Raw genomic sequence first — 24266 nt, forward strand, 5'->3', positions numbered from 1 at the left:
CGAATTATGCGCAGCGATCGCGTAGCGTGCCGGAGGCGATCGCTAATGATATGCTTCTCTTAAAAAGCTGGCATAATTTGCCCGAACCGTCATAGTTGTCGGATGACTTATACCTAAAGTCCGTTCGCAAATTTTCAAAGCTTTCTCAAATAAGGGTTTGGCTTTCCTGTAGCGTCTTGTATGACGGTAAAGCGCTGCTAGATTGTTCAGGCTAATGGCGACATCGGGATGGTTATTTCCCAACAGGCGTTTACTCAGTTCTAAAGCTTGCTCATATAAAGGTTCGGCTTGTTTGTAACTTCCTGTAGATTCGTAAAGTTGTGCTAAATTGTTCAGGCTGGTGGCAACATCGGGATGTGCATCTCCAAGCAGGCGTTTTCTCAGTTTTAATGCTTGCTTGAACAAGGGTTCGGCTTCTCTGTAGCGTCTTGTATAGCAGTACAATGCTCCTAAATTGTTCAGACTCGTGGCAACATGGGGATGTTCTTCTCCCACTAGGCGTTTCCACAGTTCTAAAGCTTGCTGATACAAAGGTTCGGCTTCGCTATAGCGTCCTGTGTATTCGTAGATTAATGCCAAATAGCTCAAGCTTGTGGCGACATCGGTATGTTCTTCTCCTAACAGACGTTTTCTCAGTGCTAAAGCTTGTTCAAGCAAGGGTTCGGCTTCCCTGTAGCGTCCTGTAGTTTCGTAGAGTACTGCTAAATTGTTTAGACTAGTGGCGACATGGATATGTTCTGAACCAAGACGATTTTGAGTCAGTTCTACACACCGTTGCAACCAAGGTTCTGCTTGTTGATAAAGTCCTTGACTTTGATAAAACCAGGCTAATTTGGTAAACAAAGTGATTAAATTGTCATCACCTAAATATTCGGATAGGTGAGTTGCAACTTCTGTAATATGCGGGATATGTGGAGTGAAGTTGAGAATATCTTCTGGGTTAAGCTGTTGCGGAATTAGCTTTGCTACCTCTAACATCATGGCTGCAAATTTAGTTTTTGCTTCATCCGCCTCACTTGACTTATCCAACTTCATTCGGAAAAGTTGTCGAATCTGTGGATTTAGAAGATAAATTTCTTTACTTTTCTGTTGTAATAAATGTAATTCTAGTAAATCGGCTATGGCTTTCTCGTTGAGTTCTTGTTTTTTGTCATCCTCTATTGTCTCAACAGATAGAGGAATGTCAGCTAAAGCACACAAACTTAGCAAACAGCCGAAGCTTTGAGCATTTTCATCCAACTGTTCCCAACTCAATTCAAAAGCTTCAACTATACCGTATTCATCAGGCATCAATGAGTTAGCATTGACTACTGGTTCATGTTCCACTCGTTTCTTCTCTAGCCGCTTCAGCAGTGTTTCCAGAGACAAATCTGGCATTTTATCCAAATATCGTCCCACTAACTCTAACGCTAAAGGTAAATATCCTAAAAATTTACAAATTCTTCTTGCAACCCAAGCTTCTTGTTGCAGTCGTTCCCGAACCACTAGCGATTTGAATAATTTCATCGCCGCCAATGGTTTGAGGACAGCCAATTCGCTATTATTATATTTTACGCTCAGGTAAGCTTGTAACTTTTCTAGTTTGTCTTGATTGTTGAAAGTCGCTAACTCAGGATTCTTCTGGGCAAACTTGTTATATACCTCACCCACCCATTTTGTGAAAGCGGCAATATCAACGTTTAATTCGCTGGCAAGTTTAGCTTTAGTTTTACCTAAGTTTTCTGTCTGAAAATATTTTGTAAAAGCTGCCGTTTGCTCCAGAGATAAGCCATTTGTAGCAGCTTCTTTTGCTAGAAAATTAGCCCATTGCATAAACAGCTTGTAAAGTTTATTTTTATTGTAGCTTTGTCTTTATTAGAAAATCTTCTCTGCTTGGGGTAAAAGTACCATTTATATAAAAATATTTAAATTTAGTGGCTACGTACTTTGTGATTTAGGATGAGAATCAAACCACAGAGTCGCAGAGGGCAAGAAGAAAGAGAGAAAAGGAAGCAAAAGCTATTTGAAGTTACAATTGATAGCGATCGCTCTTCTTTTGTTTATTGCTTGAGTAAATTGGCCAAAGTATCAGATAGCCACAAACCAACGTCACGCCAAGCTTGAATTTTAGGAGATATGCTTGGGATTAGTCCACGTCTTTTCGCTAATATCAGCAAGCCTCCGGTTCCGATAGTATTAATACCTAAAGCTTGACCACAACGCCATGCTACTCTATCGTCAACAATAGCAGGACAGTCGGAATTTTTTAGTGCCAAACTCAATTCATTTAACTGCTGCGGCAATTGGCATTTCTTGGATAAATTCTTTTGGATTTTTACAAAATGCTGAAAATACTGTTTCTTACTTGAAGCGACGCGAACATTTAACTCAACCTACAAATATTATTAACTGAATCAGATTGCGAGTTAAGGGATAATTGGTAATTGGTTTTCCAAAAGAATTCATTTCAGAAATTAGACCGGATCTAGCGGTATCTAGCAGTTCCGGTGAGTACTATAGTTTGATATGACTGTAATTGTCCAAATAGGGGAGTACGAATAAATCCTGATGTTCTTTGAGTAGTTAAAATGGCTTCGGTTTGGACAGCAGTTTCTCGTGTTCCGATCGCTAGGTTGATAATTGGTAAGAGTAAGCTCAGTTTAACTATATTTCCTCCCAAATCAGGGTTTAGTGGTTTGCTAATAATTATCGTTAGTAGCGTACCGATATCAGTAGCTAATGTCTGAATTTGATCGCCACTAAAATGCTCAGAAATTTTTTGAGTTTTGTAATCAAGCTGTGGAACTCCATTGATAATTGAATACTTGATGTTAGTATCTTTACCTTCAAGTTCAAATTCATTTGGTCGTTGCACAACAATTGCTTGTGCTGGCTTGGTGGATTTGGTAATCCCAAAAGATAATAGTGATGTCGTAGTTAAGCCAGTCACAAAAGTGAGAGCAGTTTTGATAACTTGACGACGGGGAAATTTTGAGGATATGTCTTTAAAGTTCATAATCGTAATTTCAACCATTGATAAAGAAACATTTCTCTTTTTAGAAAGAGAAAAAAATTGCGCTATCCGATATAGAGCGCGACGAGCGCTAATATGATTCTAGATTATTCAGTCAGCAAGGTAGCTAAACTATAGGCTTACACCATAGGTACTATCCAACTCGATTCTCGCTAGCACATGGTTGAGCGACACATTGAACTCGATCGCTCTCAAATCTGAATTTTCTTTAAAGTTGATGTGACAAAGTATTAGGATGAGAAGTTCCCATGAAAAATCAGGTTAATTCTCACAACTTAGACCAATGATTAAGCAATTGTCTAAAAAATCTTGCCAGTAATCTTCTGTGTACTGTTCTATTGCTTGTTTTGGAATTTCTATAGGATGCCATGAAAACTTCTTAAACCCAGCTTTTGTTACAGCCCATTCATAAATAGATTGACTCCACCCAAAGTATTTAATCATAAATGGTGGATTTGTGTGAAGTTCAGTTTCAGAATAAAAGCCTTCTGACAAAGATTCTTGTTTGAGTACCGTAAGTCCATACTTTGTTGAATTTGATTTCTTCCAAGAGAAATTCGGATTAACCGTTATGGCAACAAAACGCCCGTTTGACGCTAGATTTTTGCGAATATTAGAAAGCATCTGTAGTAGATACTCTTTGTTTTCTGCATAATTAAGAAGATAAACCGCAGTAACTAAATCAAAACTGCCAATTTTGTGGAGTTTGGCAATATCTAACACTTGATATTCATTTCCAAGTGGATTTTTCATCTCTTGCTGGCGTGCAACGTTTACCATTTCCTCTGATATGTCTACACCAACAACTTTTGCAGCTCCTTGTTCTTTCAACAATCTGCTATAAAAGCCAGTACCGCAGGCTAAGTCTAGAATGGTTTTTCCTTGAAAATTACCAATAATTTTAAATAGTGTAAATTTTTCGGCGATCGGCAATGTGGCTACAGTTTTAAACTGCTCGTAAACACCGCCAATAGTATCATATAGCTCAGTCATTTGATTCTCAACCAATAGTAAATTAGAGTAATTATCTCATTCTCCCTATTCGATGCTGAGGTGCTATGCATTAGTCACATCTTTCTTAATAAAAAAGTGAAATACTAGAAATTAAAATACCAGTTGTTGATTTTTAACTCTCCAGCTAAATAAAAATAAATTGCTGATGACAACATTAAGTGGTGTTGCAGTTCGTAAGCGATCGCACTGGAGCCTCTGAACCTCAAAGTTGCACCTTTGAACTCAAAATGGCTATACAATGTCTACGATGGGCTACGCCTACGCACTATTATTGACTGTACTATTTGGTGTGTAGAGGGCGATCGCTGCTAAAATTTGAACTACAACTTTGGTGGGGTTTTGTGAAAGGGTGCGATCGTTAGCGATATGCTTCTCTTAAAAAGATTGCATAATTTCCCCGAACCGTCATTGTATGGGGATGACCTACACCTAAAGTCTGTTCGCAAATTGACAAAGCTTGCTGATACAGGGGTTCGGATTCACTGTAACGTCCTGTAGAACGGTAGAGTTCTGCGAGATTGTTTAGGCTAGTGGCAACATCGGGATGGTTGTCTCCCAGTAAGCGTTTTTTCAGTTCTAAAGCTTGCTGATAAAAGCGTTCGGCTTCGCTGTAGCGTCCTGTATATTTGTAGAGTACTGCGAGATTGTTTAGACTAGAGGCGACATCGGGATGGTTGTCTCCCAGTAAGCGTTTTCTCAGTTCCAAAGCTTGCTGATACAGGAGTTCGGCTTTGCTGTAGCATCCTGTAGAATGGTAGAGTAATGCGAGATTGTTCAAGCTATCGGCGACATTGGGATGATTGTCTCCCAGTAAGCGTTTTCTCAGTTCCAAAGCTTGCTGATACAGGGGTTCGGCTTCGTTGTAGCGTCCTGTAGACTTGTAAAGTCCTCCGAGATTGTTCAGGCTAGTGGCGACATCGGGATGGTTGTCTCCCAGTAAGCGTTTTCTCAGTTCCAAAGCTTGCTGATACAGGAGTTCAGCTTCGCTGTAGCGTCCTGTAGAATTGTAGAGTAATGCGAGATTATTCAAGCTAGCGGCGACATTGTGATGGTTGTCTCCCTGTAGCCGTTTTGTCAGTTCTAAAGCTTGCTGATACAAAGGTTCGGCTTCGCTGTAGCGTCCTGTAGATTCGTAGAGTAATGCGAGATTATTCAGGCTAGCGGCGACATTGGGATGGTTGTCTTTCTGTAGGCGTTTTGTCAGTTCCAAAGCTTGCTGATACAGAGGTTCGGCTTCGCTGTAGCGTCCTGTAGAACTGTAGAGTGCTGCAAGATTGTTCAGGCTAGTAGCGACATCGGGATGATTGTCTCCCAATAAGCGTTTATTTAGTGCCAAAGCTTGCTGATACAACAGTTCAGCTTTGCTGTAGTGTCCTGTAGAATGGTAGAGTTCTGCAAGATTGTTCAGACTAGCGGCGACATGGGGATGTTCTAAACCAAGACGATTTTCAGCTACCTCTTTACAGAGTTTGTACCAAGGTTCTGCTTGCTGATAAAGTCCTTGACCTTGATAAAACCAGCTTAAGCCTGTGAAGGGACAAATTAAATCCTCGTTGCTGAGATATTGGGATAGGTGGGTTGCAACTTCTGCAAGGTGGGGGATATGTGGAGTGAAATTGAAAATATCTTCACGGTTAGGTTGTTGAGGAATTCGCTTTGCCACCTCTACCATCTGCGCTACAAAAGCAGTTTTCACCTCATCTGCATTACTTGACTCATCCAACTTCATTTGGAAAAATTGCTGAATCAGTGGATGTAGACGATAAATTCCTTTACTTTCTCGTTGTATCAAATGCAGCTTTTGCAACTGGGCTATAGCTTTCTCCCAAAGTTCTTGTTTATCGTCATCTTCTATCGCCTCAACAAATAAAGGAATATCAGCCAAAGCATACAAACTCAGCCAACAGCCAACACCTTGTGCATTTTCATCCAACTGTTCCCAACTCAATGCAAAAGCTTCAGCCACACCATATTCATAACGCATTAATGGGTTAGCCTTAGTAACTGCTTCGTGTTCCAGTCGCTTTTTTTCTAGCCGCTTTAGCAGTTTTTCCAGAGACAAATCTGGCATTGTATCCAGATATCGCCCCACCAACTCTAACGCCAAAGGTAAATATCCCAAGAATTTACAAATTTCTCTTGCAACCCAAGGTTCGCTTTTCAGTCGTTCTCTGTCAACCAGCGATTTTAATAATTTCATCGCCGCCAATGGTTTGAGAACACCCAAGGGTAATTGCGGCAAAGTTCTATCAAACCCCAGGCGCGTTGTCAGCAATACTTTAAACTGGGGTGATTCTGGGGGTAAATAAGGCTGAACCTGTTTTTTGTAGTCGGTGACATCATCAAACACCAGCAGCACTTCACCTTTTTCCCAATTCTGCCAGCAGTATCTCAGTCTATCTGCTAATTCCCAATCGTCCGGTGCAATGAGTTTAAATTTTAATTCTGCAAATCTGAGAATCTGAATTCCGACATCAATTCCCTGTGCAGATAACCAGCACACCCCACCTTGATAATTCTGCAAGTGCTGTTTGGCGTATTGGGTAGCCAGTTCAGTTTTCCCGACTCCACCCATACCCGCCACAGCTACAATCGCTACTTGCCGAGATGTTTGTAATGAGGAGTGCAGTTCTTCCAGTTCCGTCTCACGTCCCACAAATTTTTCAAATGGAACAGCAGGGGGAATATTTTGATGAATTTCTTTAATTGTTGATTGGGCATTTTGCCCGCCATTATATTTCGCTGTCAGGCAAGCCCGTAACTTTTCTAATTTTCCCCGACTGTTAGAAGTGGCTAATTCAGGATAACTCTTGGCGAACTTGTCATACACCTCAGCCATCCGCTTTTTAACAGCAGCAACACCGATGTTCAAGTCGCTGGCAACTTTTGCCTCACTAATAGTTGAGTTTTCAGTCTTCAAACGCTCTACAAAAGCTGCCGTTTGCTCTGGAGATAAGCTATTAGTAGCAGCTTCATTGGCTATAAAATCAGCCCATTCCATAGACAGCTTGTGAGATTTCTTCTCGATTCTACTTAATTTCTACTTTCTCTCTACTTTGTCTCCATTTCTAGGGAATCTCTTCTTCTTCTGGCAGAAATACCATTTGCATAGAAACATTTAGAAGAGATTCAGCCATGAAAACTGTCTTAACAACTCCAGTCAACTCCAATCAAACCACCCAAACTTCGCAATTAATCCCCGCGTCGCCAACATCGGTAGAAAATCCATCTACTTGGATGCGAGATGGATACAGCCCGACTGAAATCATCCTCGCGGTGGCAATTTTAACTTCATTGTCGATTGGGGGAATTGCCTCTGTGATTGTGGCGATTACGGGTTTAGTTAAAACTTTAGTACGCCCGACAAGCGAAAAAACAAAGTAGAGGTACTGGCAAAGGGAAATTCTTCGCTTCGTTGCTATCCCGCCTCGAAATCAATTCCGGGGCTAATGGCCTAAGTCCGTTCAAACGGACTAAATTTTAGTTAATTTGAGTCAGTTTTAACTGACTTATCCTGTTAGCCTGCGATTTGAATCGTAGGTGGGCTGAAGGTTTCGCCCGTAACTTGAGCCTTTGAGCCTTTTAACCTCAACGTTGCACCTTTTATCCTCAACGTTGCGCCTTTTATCCTCGAAGTTGCGCCTTTTATCCTCAACGTTGCGCCTTTTATCCTCGAAGTTGCGCCTTTTATCCTCAACGTTGCACCTTTTATCCTCGAAGTTGCACCTTTTATCCTCGAAGTTGCGCCTTTTATCCTCAACGTTGCACCTTTTATCCTCGAAGTTGCGCCTTTTATCCTCGAAGTTGCACCTTTTATCCTCAACGTTGCGCCTTTTATCCTCGAAGTTGGGATTTGCTATTCAAAACAACCAGATAAATACTCCATCCCCCCTGCCTCCTGCCTCCTGCCTCCTAATACTAAGGTGATTGATTTAACACCCACTTCAACCACTGTCTAAAGGAACTTATAGTATTCAACCTTTGAACTCCAGGCGCACGCGCGGCGGCGAGTCCATCAACAGCGACTAATGCGGCGTATTGCAAGCCCAAGAAACTATCAACTGCGGCATAAGGGCCACCTAAAGTAATCGCCCCCGCAGCATACATTTGACCTCGATCGCTACGCATTTCTACTAATTCAAAATTGTTCGCTACAGTTAATCGCCCCAAGTGATTTACTGGCAGATTGTAATGCTTCACCAAATCTGCTAAAAGGGGATTGGCATCTACTTTGGCATCCAGTCCAGTAGCATCAACAATAAAGTCAGCTAACAATTTCTTTTCCCCAAAGCTTTGTTCTCGGATACGGGTAATAGTCCGGTTTTGGGCATCTCGTTCTACATCCAACACCTCACCGAAGGTAATTTGATACCAGCCTTCGCTTAACCCTTGGGCAGTAATTTGCTGCCAATCTCGGCGGTCGGCGGTGGTAGTTCCACCCCAATCTGCTAGTAAACGTTTGCGTTCATCAGGGGTGGCTTTTTCTAACATTGCCCGGAGTTCGCCGCCCCAACAGGCTTTTGGCCAGTTAAAGGGTTGAAATTCGTAATGATTTTTGACTAAGCGCGTGGCTTTTTGAAATTTGTTACCTTGGGGTTTAGGCGATCGCATTAAATGCAAAACTGCAATATTCCGATTTCGCTTTCTGGCTTCATAAATGCGCTGCACAATCCGCGAAGCCACAATTCCCCGCCCCCGAATCAACACCGTACCACCATGTTGCTCTAGTTGCTCATAAACGCGATCGTGAGCTTCATAAGCATTGACGACAGATGTAAAATCTTGATATTTTTCCCTATAAGCTTGCAAATCTGGGAGAAACTGAATTGCTGGATATCCAGTAGCTAAATGTAAATAACGACTAACTAAAAAAGCATAATTTCCCGGGCCGCGAGAATAGGCGACGCAATATCTGCCATCATCAGTTTTGCGAATTACCCTAACTCGCCCATACCGATAAATTTGATTCCAACCAATGCGCTTCGCTTCTCGGTCTATGGAATCAAAGACATTACCCGCACGAGGAGTATAAGTTTCTGCAAATGTTGGTTCAGCAAAAACTTGCCATAAATACTTGAATGCTGACTTGATCTCGCCCTTGGCTAAGTCTCCCCAAGCTTCACGCAAGGCATAACTAGGCCAACCCCAAATATTATCGGGACAAGAATCAGAATTAGAACGCAGTCTTTCATATAAGGGAATTTGCGAATTCAGACAGAGGCGCTTGTAACGGGCATAAGGTTCCGCCTCTAATCCCAAAGCCACAATTTTGTCAGCACGTACACCACTAATTCGCAGCAAATCAGCCCAAACAAAGCTACCCAATCCCGCCCCGATCGCTAGATAATCAGATTCATCTACTGGTAATCCCGTAGCATGAAGTGCTTGCACAGAGACTTTTTGTGCCTGAAACGCCAATGGTGGGAAATTACTGGCCACGGGCGTTAGCGGCTGGACTACAGGCAAACTGGGGTCTGGGCGATTGGTATTTGCGTTGAAGTGAATCGTTGAAGGGGGGCTAGTATCTGGTGCAGAGGCGCTAGCACCAAATGTCACTGCGATCAGATACGGGCCAATTTGCAACGTATCGCCATTAACTAGAACACTGCGCGTTTGTGGTTGACCGTTGACATAGACACCGTTAACGCTACCTTGGTCAATCACTACTAAATGGTCTTGTTCCCAGTCAATGAGGGCATGGTAGCGAGAAACTTCGTTACTATTAAGCAGCATCCGAGAAACCCGCATTCCTCTATGTTCAGCAGGTAAGCGAGCAAATTCTCGACCAAAAGCGATCGGCACATTTAACAGTGGTTCTCGCCGTTCGCCCGTCGCTGGTTCATCCCAACTCAATTGGATTTGTTCATTAGTCATTTGTCATTGGTCATTGGTCATTGGATATAGGGCATTGGGCATTGAGAGTGCTGAGTAATGAGTAATGAGTAATGAGTAATGAGTAATGAGTAATGAGTAATGAGTTAGGAGTTAAGAGTTTTATTTATCTCCTTGTCTCCCTTGTCTCCCTTGTCCCCTTGTCTCCCTCATCTTCCCCTGCTCCCCTGCTCAACTACCCCGTGCTACTAACACACTCACAGCCGCAGCTAAAGATGTTCCACACCAATGACAGCCAATTTGTAGATTCTCTGCTGGGGAAACTTTATGACATTTGGGGCATTCTAAGCCATAAACTCCTGGCGGTGGTGCGGGGGGTGTTTGTGGGTGATGGTGATGTCCGAGATTTACAGATGGATTGGGTGGTAGCAAAATTGTTGCTGGAATGCTACCCGTGGAAACGCTTGTAACATTGAGTTTTATTTGTCCTAAAGTGATACTACTGCCCTCAGTTAAAAGCATTTCACCTTGGACTAATTGCCGTCCATCAACAACGGGGGGATTTTGCGATCGCAAATTCCTGATATAAAAACGCTGTTGTTGGTGATGAAAAAAGATTTCAACGTGCAGTCCAGACACAGTAGGATGACTCAGAATAATATCGCATCGGTGGGGATCGCGACCGATGCGGACAGTACCAGGATTATGACTTGGCTGTTGTTCGTAAATATTCTGAGTTTTATCTTGGCCTGCATCGTGCCAATGTAAAGTTAGTGCGTTCATTGTTCTAACTTCGTAAGTGGTATTTAGCTACATCAACTTCTTTCTGTGCGATTCCTAACACGATTGAGTAGGTGCAAGCAAGTATTTAGAAAAAACTTCAACAAGCTTTATCTATCCGACGCTAATTTATCAGCAATGCGTGTAGTTTCTGGCAGTCGATATTTGGGCGTGCAGCGCAATACATAGTCAATTGCTGTCGGTAAACTAATTCGATGACCACTGGAAATGTACAGAGGTTTTACTCCTGTGCGCGATCGCAAAACTGCCCCAATGGTTTCACCGTTATATATCAGTGGTTGCGTGCTGCCTTTGGTTTGTGCCAATTCTTCATGCTTACCTATCAACCTGGACTTAGCTACACCAATTGTCGGCATATCTATAAGTAACCCTAAATGGCTAGCTATACCTAATCTCCGGGGATGAGCAATTCCTTGACCATCACACAGGATAATATTTGGTGTTGTTTGAATTTTCTCCAAGGCATCAAGGACGGCTGGTATTTCTCGAAATGACAGGAACCCAGGAACATAAGGAAACGTTGTAGGACGATGTGCTAGGCTGGTCTCGATTACTTGCAAATCAGGAAAACTTAGGACTGCGACAGCAGCACGGCTAATTGTCCCATCAGCTTCAAAACCCATATCTACTCCAGCAACATACTGGATAGGTTCTTGCAGTCGATCCTCAGTAATTACTCTATTTTGCAGCGTTTCTTGGATAACTATGGCTTCTTCTAGCGTCGAAGGCCAAGCATGATCTCGGTAAAATTTCATATTGAAAATTGGAATTTAACTGATTAATATTAATTTTGTTAATTTAGCAAGTACAAAAACAAAAGTTTTTGATGTTGAGACAGGGAAAATATATTTTTGTAAAAGTCTGTGAAAGACTATCTTTATATTAAATATTTTAGCCCAGGTTAGCTGATATCTTGCATCACAATGTTACTTAAGGCTGTCAAGAGGGAATCCTAAGAATATAAGCTAGCTTATTTTCCTAGATTTTCTCTTTTACTGGTTATGATACAGCCAAATATTCTAAAACTTGCAAAACAGGGAGATGCAGAAGCGATCGCCTCTCTGATGAACCGCCACTTACACCCCAAAGGGATCAACGCAAAAGTTGCTTTACAAGATGCTTGCTTGGAGGTAACGCTAGAATCTGCCCAAGTACCAAATCAACAAATTTTAGTTGCATTTATCCGCAAAGGGTTAACAGCTTTAGGGGCTGCATCTGTTGAAAGAGTCAAAATTTATGGACAACAAACAGGTAAGGGTTTTCCGGCTTGGAGTAAAGAGTTTGATTTGGGCATGGTAGAAGCTGATTTAGAACCAGTAGATAATGAAGAGTCTTATAACAATCCTCAAACTCTAACTATTTGTATTAACTTCAGTGGTGATAATGCACAGGGAATAACAAACCATGATTTTGAATTTATTGCTAATCAAATCAGCACTGATATTTTATCATCTTCTACTAATGTTTTTATTCAAAAAGTAAGTATTAGTAATGGTAGTTCTGTGATTACAAAGGAACGTTAGGATTTAATTTTTCTCACGCATAGATACAGAGATAGAGCATAAAATTCGGGCTTTTATGAAAATTATCATAAATCTATATAAATTTTAAATATAGGACTATAAAGATTTTGAAGATGTTGCTTTCACCTGTAAATGGGGAATTCTGAGATAGAAGAATATTATCTTAGTTGTTTGGATTTATTTATTGGTTATGAAACAGCCGAATACTCAGGAACTTACTAAGCAAAAGCAACAAACGTTTTCCTGGCCTTTATGGTTTCCTTATCCTACTTCTTGGTTAAAAGCATTGATTTTAACTCTATTTTTGAGAGTTATTATATTTATACTAAAGAATCCTGGAAAGTTAGGCTACCGTATCGCATATTTTGTAAACAGTCCTGACTTATTTGCTATATTTACAATACTGTTAATCCTATCTCCAATTCCTATAATTTCTTTTACTCATCACTGTTTACACTTGCTCATTAGTCGATTTATCTCAGAAATTCAAGCACCGGAAATAGGTAGAACACAAGGATTATTACCAGGAATAATGAGTTGGTGGGAAGGATTGTACGCTTGGCTTGTAATTGCAATTTCTACACTGATAGCAGCTTTGTTTTCTACAATACTTCTACCATTCTTTAATCTTAGTCACACCAGACAAATTGAATACTACGTACAAATGCAAAATTTTAATAATAATACAACATTAATATTTGGGTTATTTTATGTTTCTACTGGGGCACTAACTTATCAAATTGAATGTTTGGTAAAACAACGAATAATATCTGCTTATTCTGGTAATCAAAGAACAGATACAAGTGAAGTAAACCCTGATTTGAATACAGATAAGAAAATAAAAATATTGCCCGAATAAATGGGGATGCACAAAAGAAAATCAGATGTTTTATCAAATGATAAAAAAACTACAATCATCAATAATCGACGAAAGTATCGTAATTTAAATAAAATTTGGCTGCTCCTTTCTGTGATAGTTTCAATTGCTGTAGGAATATACTTTTCTTCAAAGTTTGTAGAAATACTTCCTCTAACCTCTAAGATTCCAACACAAGTACCATCAAAGTCTGTATTAGTTACACCATCACCAGTGACTTCAGAATCGCCTACTGTGTTACTTGAAACTGATAGATTTCGAGAGGCAGTAAATCAAGCAATTAATGCAGCTAACCTGACTCAATCAGCAAAATCTCCAGATGAGTGGAAGACAGTTGTGAGTCATTGGAAAGGTGCGATCGCACTTATGAAAACTGTGCCATCTTCTAGCCCAAATTATGTAGTAGCCCAGCAAAAAAGTAAAGAATATCAAATAAATCTCAACTACGCTGAGAAAAATTCCCTTGAGAACAAGTAATGCGATTTCGTGCCAGTATTAACATCAAATTACCAGATGCGCTCCATGCATCCACAGCACTGTTGACTCAATGCTTTACTTTTCTAACCAACGATCGGCGCTTTCGTAGTGTTCCTAAACTATCAGTAATTTTGCTTTCTGAGATTAATCCCCCCTAGTTAGAATTTATAATAAAAGTAATTTCGCCCCCGAACCCAATCATGACAGAAGGAAAAACGCGGCGTAATTTCCTAATTACTAGCATTGCTGTGACTGGAGGTATTGTGGCAACTAATGCTTTTGAGCAAAATACTACCAACACTGCAACACCGCCAGCAAATATGCCGGAACGGGTACTAGGACGCACGAAAGTAAATCTGCCTATCTTCGGGTTTGGAGCAGGACAAGTGCCACTATCCGGCGGCGAAGGAAAAGAGGATGATGCTACGGCAATTATTCAAAGAGCGCTGGAACTTGGCATTCGCTACTTTGATACAGCCGCTAGTTATGGGCCGAGTGAAGATTATTTAGGCAAAGTGCTACCACCCCATCGCTCAAAGCTGTTTCTAGCAAGCAAGACCGATCAAAGAGATCGGGATGGTGCATGGCGAGAATTGGAGCGATCGCTTAAACGTCTCAATACAGATTATCTCGATTTGTGGCAGTTGCATCACGTCTCTTTTTCGGAAGAACTCGACACTATCTTTAGTCCATCTGGTGCAATTAAAGCTTTAGAAGAAGCCATAGAACAAAAATTGGTGCGTTTTGCTGGGATCACCGGACATCACGACCCTGAAATAATTGCTGAAGGGTTACGTCGCTATCCTTTCCACACTACACTGATTCCTGTAAATGCTGCCGATAAACATCACCCACGTCCATTTATCCCAGTAGTTCTACCAGTTGCTCAAGAAAAAAATGTCGGTGTGATTGCGATGAAAGTCCTAGCTTATGGTCGGTTGTTTAAATCAGGTGCGTTGACAGGTATGGAGGAAGCTTTAGGTTACACACTGTCTCAGCCTGGGGTTCATTGTTGCGCGATCGCAGCACAGACAGTTCCACAATTAGAAAATAATGTCAAGATAGCGCGGGCTTTTGTACCCCTGAAGGAACCAGAATTAACAGCGATCGCAGGGCGGGCTGCTAATGTCTGGGAAGATAGTACATTCTTCCGTGCTTGGACTTAACCTAACTTGCACATATTACAAAGTGTATTCTTACTAATCACACTGATAATATTGTGCCGCTTGCGACATATTAAATTGTAATAGCTTCTCCTCTGGCAACTTGTATCCCAAACTCGGCTTCAAAGGCGAAATATTCAAACTGCGAATAATTTCTGACGCCACAGCCTTTGCTAGTAACGGTGGTACAGAGTTACCAACTTGTCGAAATCCATGCCATTTGGTTACATGAAATCTAAACCAATCGGGGTAAGAATGCAATCTCGCCGCTTCCCTGACAGTGATACAGCGCGGCGTAGACGGATGAATCGGTCTCGGAGATGTGAAAGAACCCCTATACTTGTCTGTTCCGGCTCTTAAAGTATTACAGACACCATCACGATGTAGCTTATGAAAACGACTAATTTTTTCTCTCTCGCCTTGTTGAGTCTCCTGAAAACGTTTAACAGTTTCTGCAGAATGTTTGGTTCTTAAACTTGAAGAAAGTATTCGCAAATCATATTCTCGTTTGTAAGAATAATCATCATCTAGGCATTTGATCCCGCGAAGTATAAGAGCATAGTTACTAGGCTTTTCATAGTCTGCAACAACCCAATCTCTTGTTAGTAACTCTGGATATTTTTCTATTTCAGGTAAATCTCCAATTGCATCCCATACTGTAGGACTCAATGGAATGTCAGATATTTTTTGAGAATTTAAATTATTTGGTAAAGCTTGTTTAGTAATCGGCTGAGGATATTTCGGTAATTCTATATCCTCCCTTGCACCTATAAGAAATAATCTCTCACGTGACTGTGGTACTCCGTAATTTGCAGCGTTAAGAACTTTATAATTTTCTTCTACTTTATAGCCATGAATTCTAAAATCGCTAATTAATGTTTTGAGGATTTGTTTATGTTCGCCAACTGTAATTCCTCGAACATTTTCCATCACAAAGAATTTCGGTTTTAGTTCAAAAACCAGTCGATGAAAGTGAAATACCAAAGAGTTTCGAGGATCGTCAACAGCCCGTTTACCAATTAGGGAAAATCCTTGACATGGTGAGCCACAAATAACCACATCAATTTCGCGATCGCCAACACGAGACCGATTCCTAATTTCTTCCCCAGTTGTATCCACAACACTTTTGCATAACACAGAGCAATAAGGGAAGTTAAACTCATGTGTTGCACAGTGGATCGGGTCGATTTCCACAGACGCTAGCACATCAAAACCAGCTTGCTCAAAGCCAAGAGTCATACCGCCCGCACCAGCGAATAAATCAACTGCGATCGCTCTTTGTTTTTTCATCTCATAAGCCATGACACCTCAATATATTTGGTCGCATTTGCAAAATTTCTTGAGCAGCGCGATCGCAAACCCCAACTTCTCCCAAACTTTGCCGCATTTCTTCATAATCTAGCAAAGTTTGCTCTCTGCGACTGGGATTGAGTAGCAGTTCCATCGCGGCTTGGGTAATATTTTCTGCTGTGGCTTGCTCTTGTAAAAATTCTGGCACAATCGGCTTCATTACGATTAAATTAGGTGGCGATGCGAAGGTTATAGAACCTTTGAGGATTTTCCGAGCGATCCACGCAGTCAAACGACTGAGGCGATAAACTACAACCTGTGGCACATTTAACAGAGCGAGTTCTAGATTGACAGTACCAGATTTGCTAATGGCTAAATCAGCCGCAGCAAAAACTTCCATTTGTTGACTTGATAGAACTGTCGCCCGTAAACCGTAACGCTTAATAGCCTCTTCGATTGGCTGTCTATAGAGTTCTAGCGATAGGGGAATCCAGAAACGAACTTCAGGTAATTTAGCTTGAATAGTTTGGGCAGCTTGAAAAATTACTGGTAAAAGATATTTTAGTTCTTGACGGCGAGAGGCGGGGAGGAGTGCGATCGCAATTTCTTCTGGTGCAATCCCTAATGTTGCACGAGCTGCTTTTCTACTAGGAGCATCTTGCATTCGGTCAACCAAAGGATGTCCTACCCAACTAACTTTTGCGCCTTTCTCGCGAAAGTAACGAGCTTCTTGGGGAAAGATTGCCAACAGCTTATCTGTAAAACCAACAATCCGGTTAGTTCTTCGCAAACTTATTGACCAAGCCCACTCTTGGGGAGCAATATAATACACCACAGGCACATCTGGTAGATGCTCTTTCATATAAGTCCCAATTTCCAGATTGGGAGTCATATAATCGATTAGCACTACCAAGTCAGGTGGATTTTGCTTTAGGGAAGCGATCGCCTGACGTTGCACTTGAAGAGTCGGTAAAATATAAGGCAGCCCTTCTAGAATACCCATTGAGCCAATACTACTGGTATTTCCCAATAGAGTTGCCCCAGCCTCTACCATTTTTTCGCCACCCAGCGCCACAATCTCTAATTTCAACCCAATCGCCGCAGCTTGACGCTTCAGTGCTGAAATTAGTAGCGACCCTTGTAAATCGCCAGATACTTCGCCAGTGCTGATAAATATCCGCATTTGATAATTAAAGTTAGGAGTTAGCTGTTAGAGAAGCGATTAACCCAAGTCTTTCCAGGAGTTAGCAGTTAGGAGTTAGGAATGAGGAGTGAAGAGTTAAAAAAATTAATTTATCAACTCATAACTCATAACTCCTAACTCCTAACTTTTAATTCACGATTCATCACTTGCGCCTTTTTTCCCTTTACTGGGAATCAAGCCACGTCTTCCAGGCATCTGAGAAAGTAGAAGGAAGCGCCGCAGATGCTGCAATTCTTCGCTATCCCCTAACAATTCCAACTGTTCCAAAGCATCCTTAAAAGACAAATCAGAACGGTAGAGAATGCGGAAGGCTTTTTTCAGCAAAAGCAAATCTGCTGAGTCCATACCAGACCGTTTGAGTCCGACAAGATTGAGGGTTCGCACCCGCGCTGGATTTCCCTCCACTAGCATATATGGGGCCACATCTCGGTCAATACGTGCCATACCTCCCACCATTGCTTGTCTACCAATATGCACAAATTGATGGACGCCTAAAACCCCACTTAGCCTAGCGCGTGACTCTATATGGACATGACCAGCCAACGCCACAGAGTTAGCAATCACTACTTGGTCTTCAATGACGCAGTTATGAGCCACATGGACATAAGCCATCAAAAGATTACCATCGCCAATTACCGTCGCTTCACCAGCACCGGTAGCGCGGTTAATGGTAACGTACTCACGAATCAAGTTGTTATCACCAATTTTCACCCAGGTTGGTTCTCCTACAAACTTCAAATCCTGGGGTTCCATACCGATGGCCGCACCTGTAAAAATCTGATTTTGCGCCCCAATTTCACAAGGTCCCTCTAGCACTGCATGAGCGCCGATTATTGTTTCAGGGCCCACTTTGACATGCGCTCCAATCACAGCATAGGCACCGACTTGCACTGTATGGTGGAGTTCCGATTTCGGATGAATTACAGCAGTTGGATGAATTAGCGTTTTCAAGGGTGAATCTCCAGAACTGTCTTAATAATCCAGCGCCAGGCGGGGTTTTTGAGGCAGAGCGTTACTCTGGTTAAAAGAGTTATACCGACTACCGCCCCATTGAGGCGACTGGCGTTGTTGAGCGTGAAATATTTCAGTGAACGAAAGTGTCGGTCAAAGCAAGTTAAATGTGTTTGTGAGTGCGTCTCGTAGAGAGGGCGGCGAAAATCAAGAAATTATTCAGATACTGTTGTGGATTTTTTAACTGTTATCCTGAAACAGGATTCAGTAGGGGCATTTCACGGCTATACCCATACCACGAAAGCAAACTTTTAGCTAACTAAAGAAAACATTAATTCTCCTTCACAAGCAAGTTGACCATCAACTTCGGCACGACCTTGCATCTTACCGAAACGACGTTGTTTTACCCATAACAGTTCCACCGTCATGACTAGTTGATCCCCCGGCACGACCTGGCGACGAAAGCGAACTTTATCGATACCAGCGAAGACGAACAGCCCGCCTTCTACCGAAGACATTTGAGTTAGGACAATGCCTCCAACTTGTGCCATTGATTCAACAATTAGCACCCCTGGCATCAGTGGACGTTCAGGGAAATGTCCTTGAAAATGGGGTTCATTAATAGTGACATTTTTAACCCCAATAGCTTTTTTACCTGGCACGTAGTCAATGATTTTGTCTACAAGTAAAAATGGGTAGCGATGGGGTAGCAATTTCTGAATTTCTTCAGATGTGAAAGTTGTTTTAATCTCCGAACTGATTGTAATCTCATTTATACCCTGTGGTTCGGTAGATGTAGGTGTAGTCGTATCGATGGTATTCACTTCAGTGAGGATTGACATTGGCCGTGTAGTTGATTTTTTATCTAAAAGTTGAGTAGGCAAGCGTATATCCAAAGCCTTAATAATCCTGGATGCAAACTTTAGATCGAATCTAAAATCTAAAATCGTTCGACTGAGCGAAGCCGAAGTCCAAAATCTAAAATTTTCTGAGCCAGTTGAATGTGTAAATTATGACTGGCTTTATACGCTAAAAAATGAGCACGAGGAAAAGTTCCTAGTAAACTCAAATCTCCTACTAAATCCAAGATTTTATGACGGACTGGCTCATTTGCAAATCTCAACGGTGGATTTAGCCAGCCTTCTGGGCCACAAACGAGTGCATTATCCAAACTGCCACCTTTAATTAACCCTGTTTTTTGTAAGTGTTCAATTTGATGTAGTAACCCAAAAGTACGAGCAGGAGCAATTTCCGCAGCAAAGCTAGCAGAAGTTTTTTCTAGTTCAGCGGTTAGCGACCAACTATGCCATTGATTACCAATAGCGGGCAGGTCAAAATCAATACCGTAACTAAACCGGGTTTCTGCTGCTGGAAGGGCAGATACAAAGGCATCCCCTTCATAGACCCATAAGGGTTCTGTAATAGCCAAGGGAACTTGGTTGTTAGCGGGTTGTGAGACTAAGCCAACTTGGGCAATATTGGCTGTCCACACACTTGCTGAACCATCTAAAAGTGGGACTTCTGGACCATCAATTTCAATTCGGGCATTATCCACACCCATACTCGAAAGTGCTGCCAACAAATGCTCTACCGTGCGAACATATACCTCACCTTTACCCAACTGAGTTGAAAGAACAGTGTGACTAACTGCTGCAACTTGGGCTGGAATTATTGGCAAATCCGGTAAATCCACCCGCACAAAGTAGCGTCCACTTCCCGCCTCGGCTGGTAATATCCGCACCTGGGTATTCACACCGCTATGCAGTCCCACCCCTATTTGGGTGATTTGGGCTGCTAGAGTGTGCTGTTGCATAGCAGAAAAGTCAATATATTTCCTTTAGTATTGTTCATCGTCTGTTTTGGTAAAATCCCTGATATTCCCTGAAAAATGTCATTAATCCCTTTATCGGAACAGTATTGAGGTAAATGTAACAATTAGCAAGCTAATCCAAAAAAAAAGTTAATTGTCCTTCGTCCTTTGTCAGTTGTCTGTTGTGATTCACTAATGACCAATGACAAATGACAAATGACAAATTAAAATCTTTCGCCAATACCGAAATTAATCCGACTGTCACCATCATCGTTGATACCGTAGTCAATCCGAATCGGCCCCAGTGGAGATTGGACGCGAACGCCAAGGCCATAACCATAGCCACTACCATTTTTGTTCAACACTTCAGCAGCCCTAGTACTAGTTCCCAAGTCACTGCCGAGATCAAAAAATAGTGCCCCACTAACTACTGAAAAAACTGGAAACCGATACTCAACTGATGCTTGCACATAAGAGCGTCCACTACCTAATGCTCCTTCTTCATAACCCCGGACGGAGTTACTACCCCCAAGGGTAAAAGCTTCGTAAGGAGGCAAGTCACCAACGATGGTTCCTGCTTGCAGGTTAAATGCTAAGGTTTGTGCCCCTTTGCTAAGGCTAATCAGCTTAATGGGTAAATATTGGCTGTAGCTACCCCGGAATCTGGTCAGGAAGATGTTGCCTAGCCCCACAGGGACTGACTGATCGACTCCAAAGCGCAGATAAGAACCACTAGTGGGTTGCAGGGGGTTATTACGGAGATCGCGCTGTACCCCTACTTGAAACAGTAGTAAATCGTCTTGACCGCCGCTAGAGAAAGTCAATGGAATTTCATCACTGAGGCGGTTTCCAGTATTATCATCAAATACCGCTCCTGTTTTTCTCAGATTGCCATCAGCATCGCGAGCGGAAACTCGTTGATACTGTAAACCCGCTGAGGCAGTCCAGACAGAAGTTTTATAAGGGTTGGCAGACAAGGGACGAGTAAAGGTGACACCACCTCCTAGACGGAGAATCCGGGGGCGATCGTGAGAATCTACATCAGTGGGATTACCCGGATCAAACGTCCTAATATCTTCATCTTTGCCATCGAAAATCAACGAAATAGAACTGCGACGGAAAATATTGGTTGTGTAGGAAGTCCGGTAAGGATCTCCTGCGATCCAGGGGTCGGTAAACCGCACATCAAACAGCAGTTCCCGTTCTCCTACCTGGATTTCTGTTCCCAGTTTTTGGTTCCTACCGTTCAGGTTTTGCTGTTGATAGCTAACTGTTCCAAAAAGTCCGCTAGCAGAACTAATCCCTGCCCCAGCCGCAATCGAGCCGCTGCTGCGTTCAGCTACATTCACTACTACATCCACCTTACTGGGGTCGGTACCAGGGTCTAGAGACACATTCACATCTTCAAACAGTCCCAGTCCATACACGCGCTGTAGGTCTTTTTGTACTGTGTTGCGATTGAATACTTGTCCTGGCTTTAACTCCACTTCTCGGGTAATAATGTAATCCTGTGTTTTTCCCCGAATTGGTTGTCCTTTCTCGTCTGTCTCCTGTCCATCTTTGTTGCGGAACCGGACTCTAATATTTTCTACTACCCCTTCTGCTACTTGTAAGGTAACAACTCCGCTTTCAGAGACTTGTGGCGCTCCAATCACGTTAGCTAGGACATAACCTTGATCTTGATACCGCTTGTTTAACTGCTTGATGCCTTCTTGCAAGTCACGCAAATTGAGAATTTTGCCATACTGCTCCCGAAATACTTCATCCACAGTGTTAGCTGGTAGTACAGAAGGGACACCAGTGCCAGGATTGGCTTGCACTTCTACTTTACTGAGGACGGGATTAGGCTGGACAACAAAGCTTACCCGCACTCCCAAAGGGGTATCTTCTGGCGCTGCTTGGACGTTGGAGAAGAAGCCAGTACCAAAGATAGCGTTAATATCTTCTTGCAGTTGGCTGCGGGTGGTTGTTTGTCCTGGTTGGGTACGAATTACTCTGTAAACTTGGCTTTCCAGTTCTGGTGATAGTTGGCCAGTCTGGGATCTAACTACTACTTCCGATACCAGTACGCGGGGGTCATTGGCTTCTGGGGCTGTGTTGGGTTGAGTATTGTCCGGAGTTGTTGGTGGATTAACATTCTGCGGACTGGGAGTAGCGCCTGGAGTTGTCGGTGGATTAACATTCTGCGGACTGGGAGTAGTGCCTGGGAATGGAGTATTGTCCGGAGTTGTCGGTGGATTAACATTCTGCGGACTGGGAGTAGCGCCTGGGAATGGAGTATTGCCCGGAGTTGTCGGTGGATTAACATTCTGCGGACTGGGAGTAGCACCTGGGAATAACGTAGGTGTTCTTTGTTGACTAGCTGGGGGGGGAATATCTGGAGTAGCTGATGGTTCTGGAGTTGTGGGTAATAAAGGTTCTGTTGTCGGTGGATTTACATTTTCTGGAACTGGAGTGGTCTCAGGAGTTGGGGAAGGCGTTGGTTGTTGAATTTCTGGCGGTGGAATGTCTGGAGCCGGAGACGGCTGTTGAGTAGGACTGGAATTAATTTCAGGGGTTTGTGCAGTTGTTGGCGTTGTGGAGGTTGGCACAATTACCTTTGGGGTCGCGCTTGCTGCTGGGTTGGCAGGGTAAATTGCGACGACGCGGGATTGGGGACGCTCTGCCTCTATAGTTGCTGTAGATTTAGGTTGAGATTCTAGACTTTTACTAGAGTTAATCTGACCAGTGTCCTTTTCTGAGTGTTGATTTTTTTCTAGTGTCAAAACTTCTGTTGTCTGTTTGGAATTGTTGGCGGTTTCTGCATTCGCACTCAATGAGCCACCCAAAGGGGCTGCAATTGCTACTGCTGCCAGCAATACGGGAGATAAACGCATTTTACTTATATTCCTCTTCACGACCACACACACACCATCACAAGGCAATAATGCCCTTATGCCAAAGGTAAAATTTCAAAACATAATTTTTTTCTTTTGCTTTTTTACTTTACAAGGCAAAAGGCAAAAGGCAAAAGTTAAATATAATTCCTTCTCGCCTTTTGGTTTTGACCTGGTTAACTTATAGTTTCTACTGCTTTTAGCACTCTTTGTAAGACCTCCTGGTAGGCATCCTCTACATTTCCTAAGTCTCGGCGAAAGCGATCTTTGTCCATTACCCGGCGGTTTGAGTCCTTTTCTGCGGTATCCCATAAACGACAGGTGTCGGGGCTAATTTCATCTGCCAAGAGTAACTGCTGTTGTGAGTCCAAACCAAACTCTAGTTTGAAGTCTACTAGGGTAATGCCACACCGCTGCCAAAAGTTATTGAGAAATTCATTGATTTGCAATGCAAGATGTGTAATTGCGTCTACTTGTTCCGCAGTCGCCAGTTCTAGCAGGTACAGGCGATCGCGTGTCAACAAAGGATCTCCTAATGAATCGTTTTTATAATAGAACTCAACCAAAGGCTGTTTCAGAATTGTACCCACTGGTAAACCAGTTTGCTGACACAAACTGCCAGCAGCAATATTTCTGATCACTACTTCTAAGGGTAAAATCTTTACTGCTTTCACCCGCATTTGATTCGGGGCAGGACTATCGATAAAGTGAGTCTTTATACCATAAGCCTCCAACTGTTTAAAAAGCTGGCTAGAAATGCTACAATTAATTTTTCCTTTCCCTTCGATGTTGCCACGCTTTTGGGCGTTAAACGCTGTAGCATCGTCTTTAAAATCAGCCAACAAGACTTCTGGATCGTCCGTTGTATAAAGAATTTTTGCTTTGCCTTCGTATAACTTGGAATTAACAGACATGGTGGCAGGTAGTGTTTTAGGCGATGGACAAAAATTGCCCTTTGAGGCTTCACCATTTTATCTTTAGTTATTAACTATTAGCTATTGGTGATTATTTAAGAGGAAGCAGAGGCAGGTTAAAATAAGTAATAACTAATACCAAGACCAATTTTCTCTTCTGCGTCGCTGCTTAATAGCCAGTTGCCAAATATTTATAACTAAATATCTAACTTTTAACAGAGGACAATTTGCTTTCGGATATACTATGTTCGCCTAAGTAGTTTTACGATCGGGATTTTCATGAGTTTTGATAAAATAAGTTACTTAGACATACTAGTATGTGATAATAATTTGTACCTAAAGGTTTCGACTGAAGCTAATTACAATTTCAACTTCATAAATTAAGATGAGATAAATTGATAACCAGGAGGAAAATAAAATATTCTCTCTAGTTACTTTGGCGGAATTTTTTTGTAAGATTTGGAGTACAGAATATTACAAGCTTTATCCTCTAGCCTTAAAATCTGAATCAACTAATTCCT

At 42.2% G+C, this 24266-nt stretch carries 22 protein-coding genes; 6 read left to right on the forward strand and 16 right to left on the reverse strand.

Annotated elements, in window-relative coordinates; translation table 11 throughout:
* Positions 1-42: 42 nt before the first annotated feature.
* From NSTC731_RS25570 to NSTC731_RS25590, 5 genes are all read right to left on the reverse strand, one after another.
* The gene (locus NSTC731_RS25570) at positions 43-1812 is read right to left on the reverse strand and encodes a tetratricopeptide repeat protein (protein ID WP_445627384.1); all 1770 of its coding nucleotides are present in this window, start codon (positions 1810-1812) and stop codon (positions 43-45) included.
* Positions 1813-2039: 227 nt separating this feature from the next.
* A complete protein-coding gene (locus NSTC731_RS25575) occupies positions 2040-2282 on the reverse strand; it encodes a DUF3368 domain-containing protein (RefSeq protein WP_445627385.1) in 243 nt (80 codons plus the stop codon).
* 182 nt (positions 2283-2464) lie between these two features.
* Positions 2465-2995: a hypothetical protein gene (locus NSTC731_RS25580; protein ID WP_445627386.1), complete on the reverse strand. Its 531-nt coding sequence runs from the start codon at positions 2993-2995 to the stop codon at positions 2465-2467.
* A 279-nt stretch (positions 2996-3274) separates the two neighbouring features.
* Complete coding sequence (locus NSTC731_RS25585) at positions 3275-4006, reverse strand: class I SAM-dependent methyltransferase (RefSeq protein ID WP_445627387.1); 732 nt, start codon at positions 4004-4006, stop codon at positions 3275-3277.
* A 379-nt stretch (positions 4007-4385) separates the two neighbouring features.
* Positions 4386-7028 carry a tetratricopeptide repeat protein gene (locus NSTC731_RS25590; protein WP_445627388.1) on the reverse strand — a complete coding sequence of 881 codons (2643 nt, stop codon included), beginning with the start codon at positions 7026-7028 and terminating at the stop codon, positions 4386-4388.
* Positions 7029-7162: 134 nt separating this feature from the next.
* Here NSTC731_RS25590 and NSTC731_RS25595 point away from each other — a divergent pair, with 134 nt between their 5' ends.
* Positions 7163-7411, forward strand: coding sequence for a hypothetical protein (locus NSTC731_RS25595; RefSeq protein ID WP_445627389.1), 249 nt, complete (start codon positions 7163-7165; stop codon positions 7409-7411).
* Between the two features lie 133 nt (positions 7412-7544).
* Here the strand turns inward: NSTC731_RS25595 and NSTC731_RS25600 are convergent, their stop codons facing one another.
* The 4 genes from NSTC731_RS25600 to nfi all read right to left on the reverse strand — a co-directional run bounded on the left by NSTC731_RS25600 (position 7545) and on the right by nfi (position 11415).
* The gene (locus NSTC731_RS25600) at positions 7545-7850 is read right to left on the reverse strand and encodes a hypothetical protein (RefSeq protein WP_445627390.1); all 306 of its coding nucleotides are present in this window, start codon (positions 7848-7850) and stop codon (positions 7545-7547) included.
* A gap of 95 nt (positions 7851-7945) precedes the next feature.
* Positions 7946-9901, reverse strand: a complete 1956-nt coding sequence (locus tag NSTC731_RS25605; protein WP_445627391.1) for an FHA domain-containing protein — start codon at positions 9899-9901, stop codon at positions 7946-7948.
* Positions 9902-10090: 189 nt separating this feature from the next.
* Positions 10091-10642, reverse strand: a complete 552-nt coding sequence (locus NSTC731_RS25610) for an FHA domain-containing protein (protein ID WP_445627392.1) — start codon at positions 10640-10642, stop codon at positions 10091-10093.
* A 107-nt stretch (positions 10643-10749) separates the two neighbouring features.
* Positions 10750-11415 carry a deoxyribonuclease V gene (gene nfi, locus NSTC731_RS25615; RefSeq protein WP_445627393.1) on the reverse strand — a complete coding sequence of 222 codons (666 nt, stop codon included), beginning with the start codon at positions 11413-11415 and terminating at the stop codon, positions 10750-10752.
* A 246-nt stretch (positions 11416-11661) separates the two neighbouring features.
* Between nfi and NSTC731_RS25620 the strand changes: the two genes are divergently transcribed.
* From NSTC731_RS25620 to NSTC731_RS25640, 5 genes are all read left to right on the forward strand, one after another.
* Complete coding sequence (locus NSTC731_RS25620) at positions 11662-12183, forward strand: hypothetical protein (protein ID WP_445627394.1); 522 nt, start codon at positions 11662-11664, stop codon at positions 12181-12183.
* A 190-nt stretch (positions 12184-12373) separates the two neighbouring features.
* Complete coding sequence (locus NSTC731_RS25625; protein WP_445627395.1) at positions 12374-13042, forward strand: hypothetical protein; 669 nt, start codon at positions 12374-12376, stop codon at positions 13040-13042.
* Between the two features lie 6 nt (positions 13043-13048).
* On the forward strand, positions 13049-13537 hold the full coding sequence (locus NSTC731_RS25630; protein WP_445627396.1) for a hypothetical protein: 489 nt from the start codon (positions 13049-13051) through the stop codon (positions 13535-13537).
* A complete protein-coding gene (locus NSTC731_RS25635; RefSeq protein ID WP_445627397.1) occupies positions 13537-13695 on the forward strand; it encodes a type II toxin-antitoxin system VapC family toxin in 159 nt (52 codons plus the stop codon). Before NSTC731_RS25630 ends, NSTC731_RS25635 begins: the two co-directional genes overlap by 1 nt.
* Before the next feature lie 42 nt (positions 13696-13737).
* Positions 13738-14703: an aldo/keto reductase gene (locus tag NSTC731_RS25640; RefSeq protein WP_445627398.1), complete on the forward strand. Its 966-nt coding sequence runs from the start codon at positions 13738-13740 to the stop codon at positions 14701-14703.
* Positions 14704-14736: 33 nt separating this feature from the next.
* Here NSTC731_RS25640 and NSTC731_RS25645 read toward each other — a convergent pair whose 3' ends face one another.
* The 7 genes from NSTC731_RS25645 to purC form a co-directional block, all read right to left on the reverse strand.
* Positions 14737-15990, reverse strand: coding sequence for a DNA cytosine methyltransferase (locus NSTC731_RS25645; protein WP_445627399.1), 1254 nt, complete (start codon positions 15988-15990; stop codon positions 14737-14739).
* A gap of 1 nt (position 15991) precedes the next feature.
* Positions 15992-17173, reverse strand: coding sequence for a lipid-A-disaccharide synthase (gene lpxB / locus NSTC731_RS25650; protein WP_445627400.1), 1182 nt, complete (start codon positions 17171-17173; stop codon positions 15992-15994).
* Between the two features lie 153 nt (positions 17174-17326).
* Entirely contained in the window at positions 17327-18145 is an 819-nt protein-coding gene (lpxA, locus tag NSTC731_RS25655; protein WP_322671486.1) for an acyl-ACP--UDP-N-acetylglucosamine O-acyltransferase, read from the reverse strand.
* A gap of 311 nt (positions 18146-18456) precedes the next feature.
* The gene (gene fabZ, locus NSTC731_RS25660; RefSeq protein ID WP_445627401.1) at positions 18457-18987 is read right to left on the reverse strand and encodes a 3-hydroxyacyl-ACP dehydratase FabZ; all 531 of its coding nucleotides are present in this window, start codon (positions 18985-18987) and stop codon (positions 18457-18459) included.
* A gap of 98 nt (positions 18988-19085) precedes the next feature.
* Positions 19086-19958, reverse strand: coding sequence for a UDP-3-O-acyl-N-acetylglucosamine deacetylase (gene lpxC / locus NSTC731_RS25665; RefSeq protein ID WP_445627402.1), 873 nt, complete (start codon positions 19956-19958; stop codon positions 19086-19088).
* A 221-nt stretch (positions 19959-20179) separates the two neighbouring features.
* A complete protein-coding gene (locus tag NSTC731_RS25670; protein ID WP_445627403.1) occupies positions 20180-22831 on the reverse strand; it encodes a BamA/TamA family outer membrane protein in 2652 nt (883 codons plus the stop codon).
* A 176-nt stretch (positions 22832-23007) separates the two neighbouring features.
* Positions 23008-23745 carry a phosphoribosylaminoimidazolesuccinocarboxamide synthase gene (gene purC, locus NSTC731_RS25675; protein ID WP_445627404.1) on the reverse strand — a complete coding sequence of 246 codons (738 nt, stop codon included), beginning with the start codon at positions 23743-23745 and terminating at the stop codon, positions 23008-23010.
* Between the last annotated feature and the right edge of the window lie 521 nt (positions 23746-24266).

The organism is Nostoc sp. DSM 114167 (assembly GCF_052692655.1).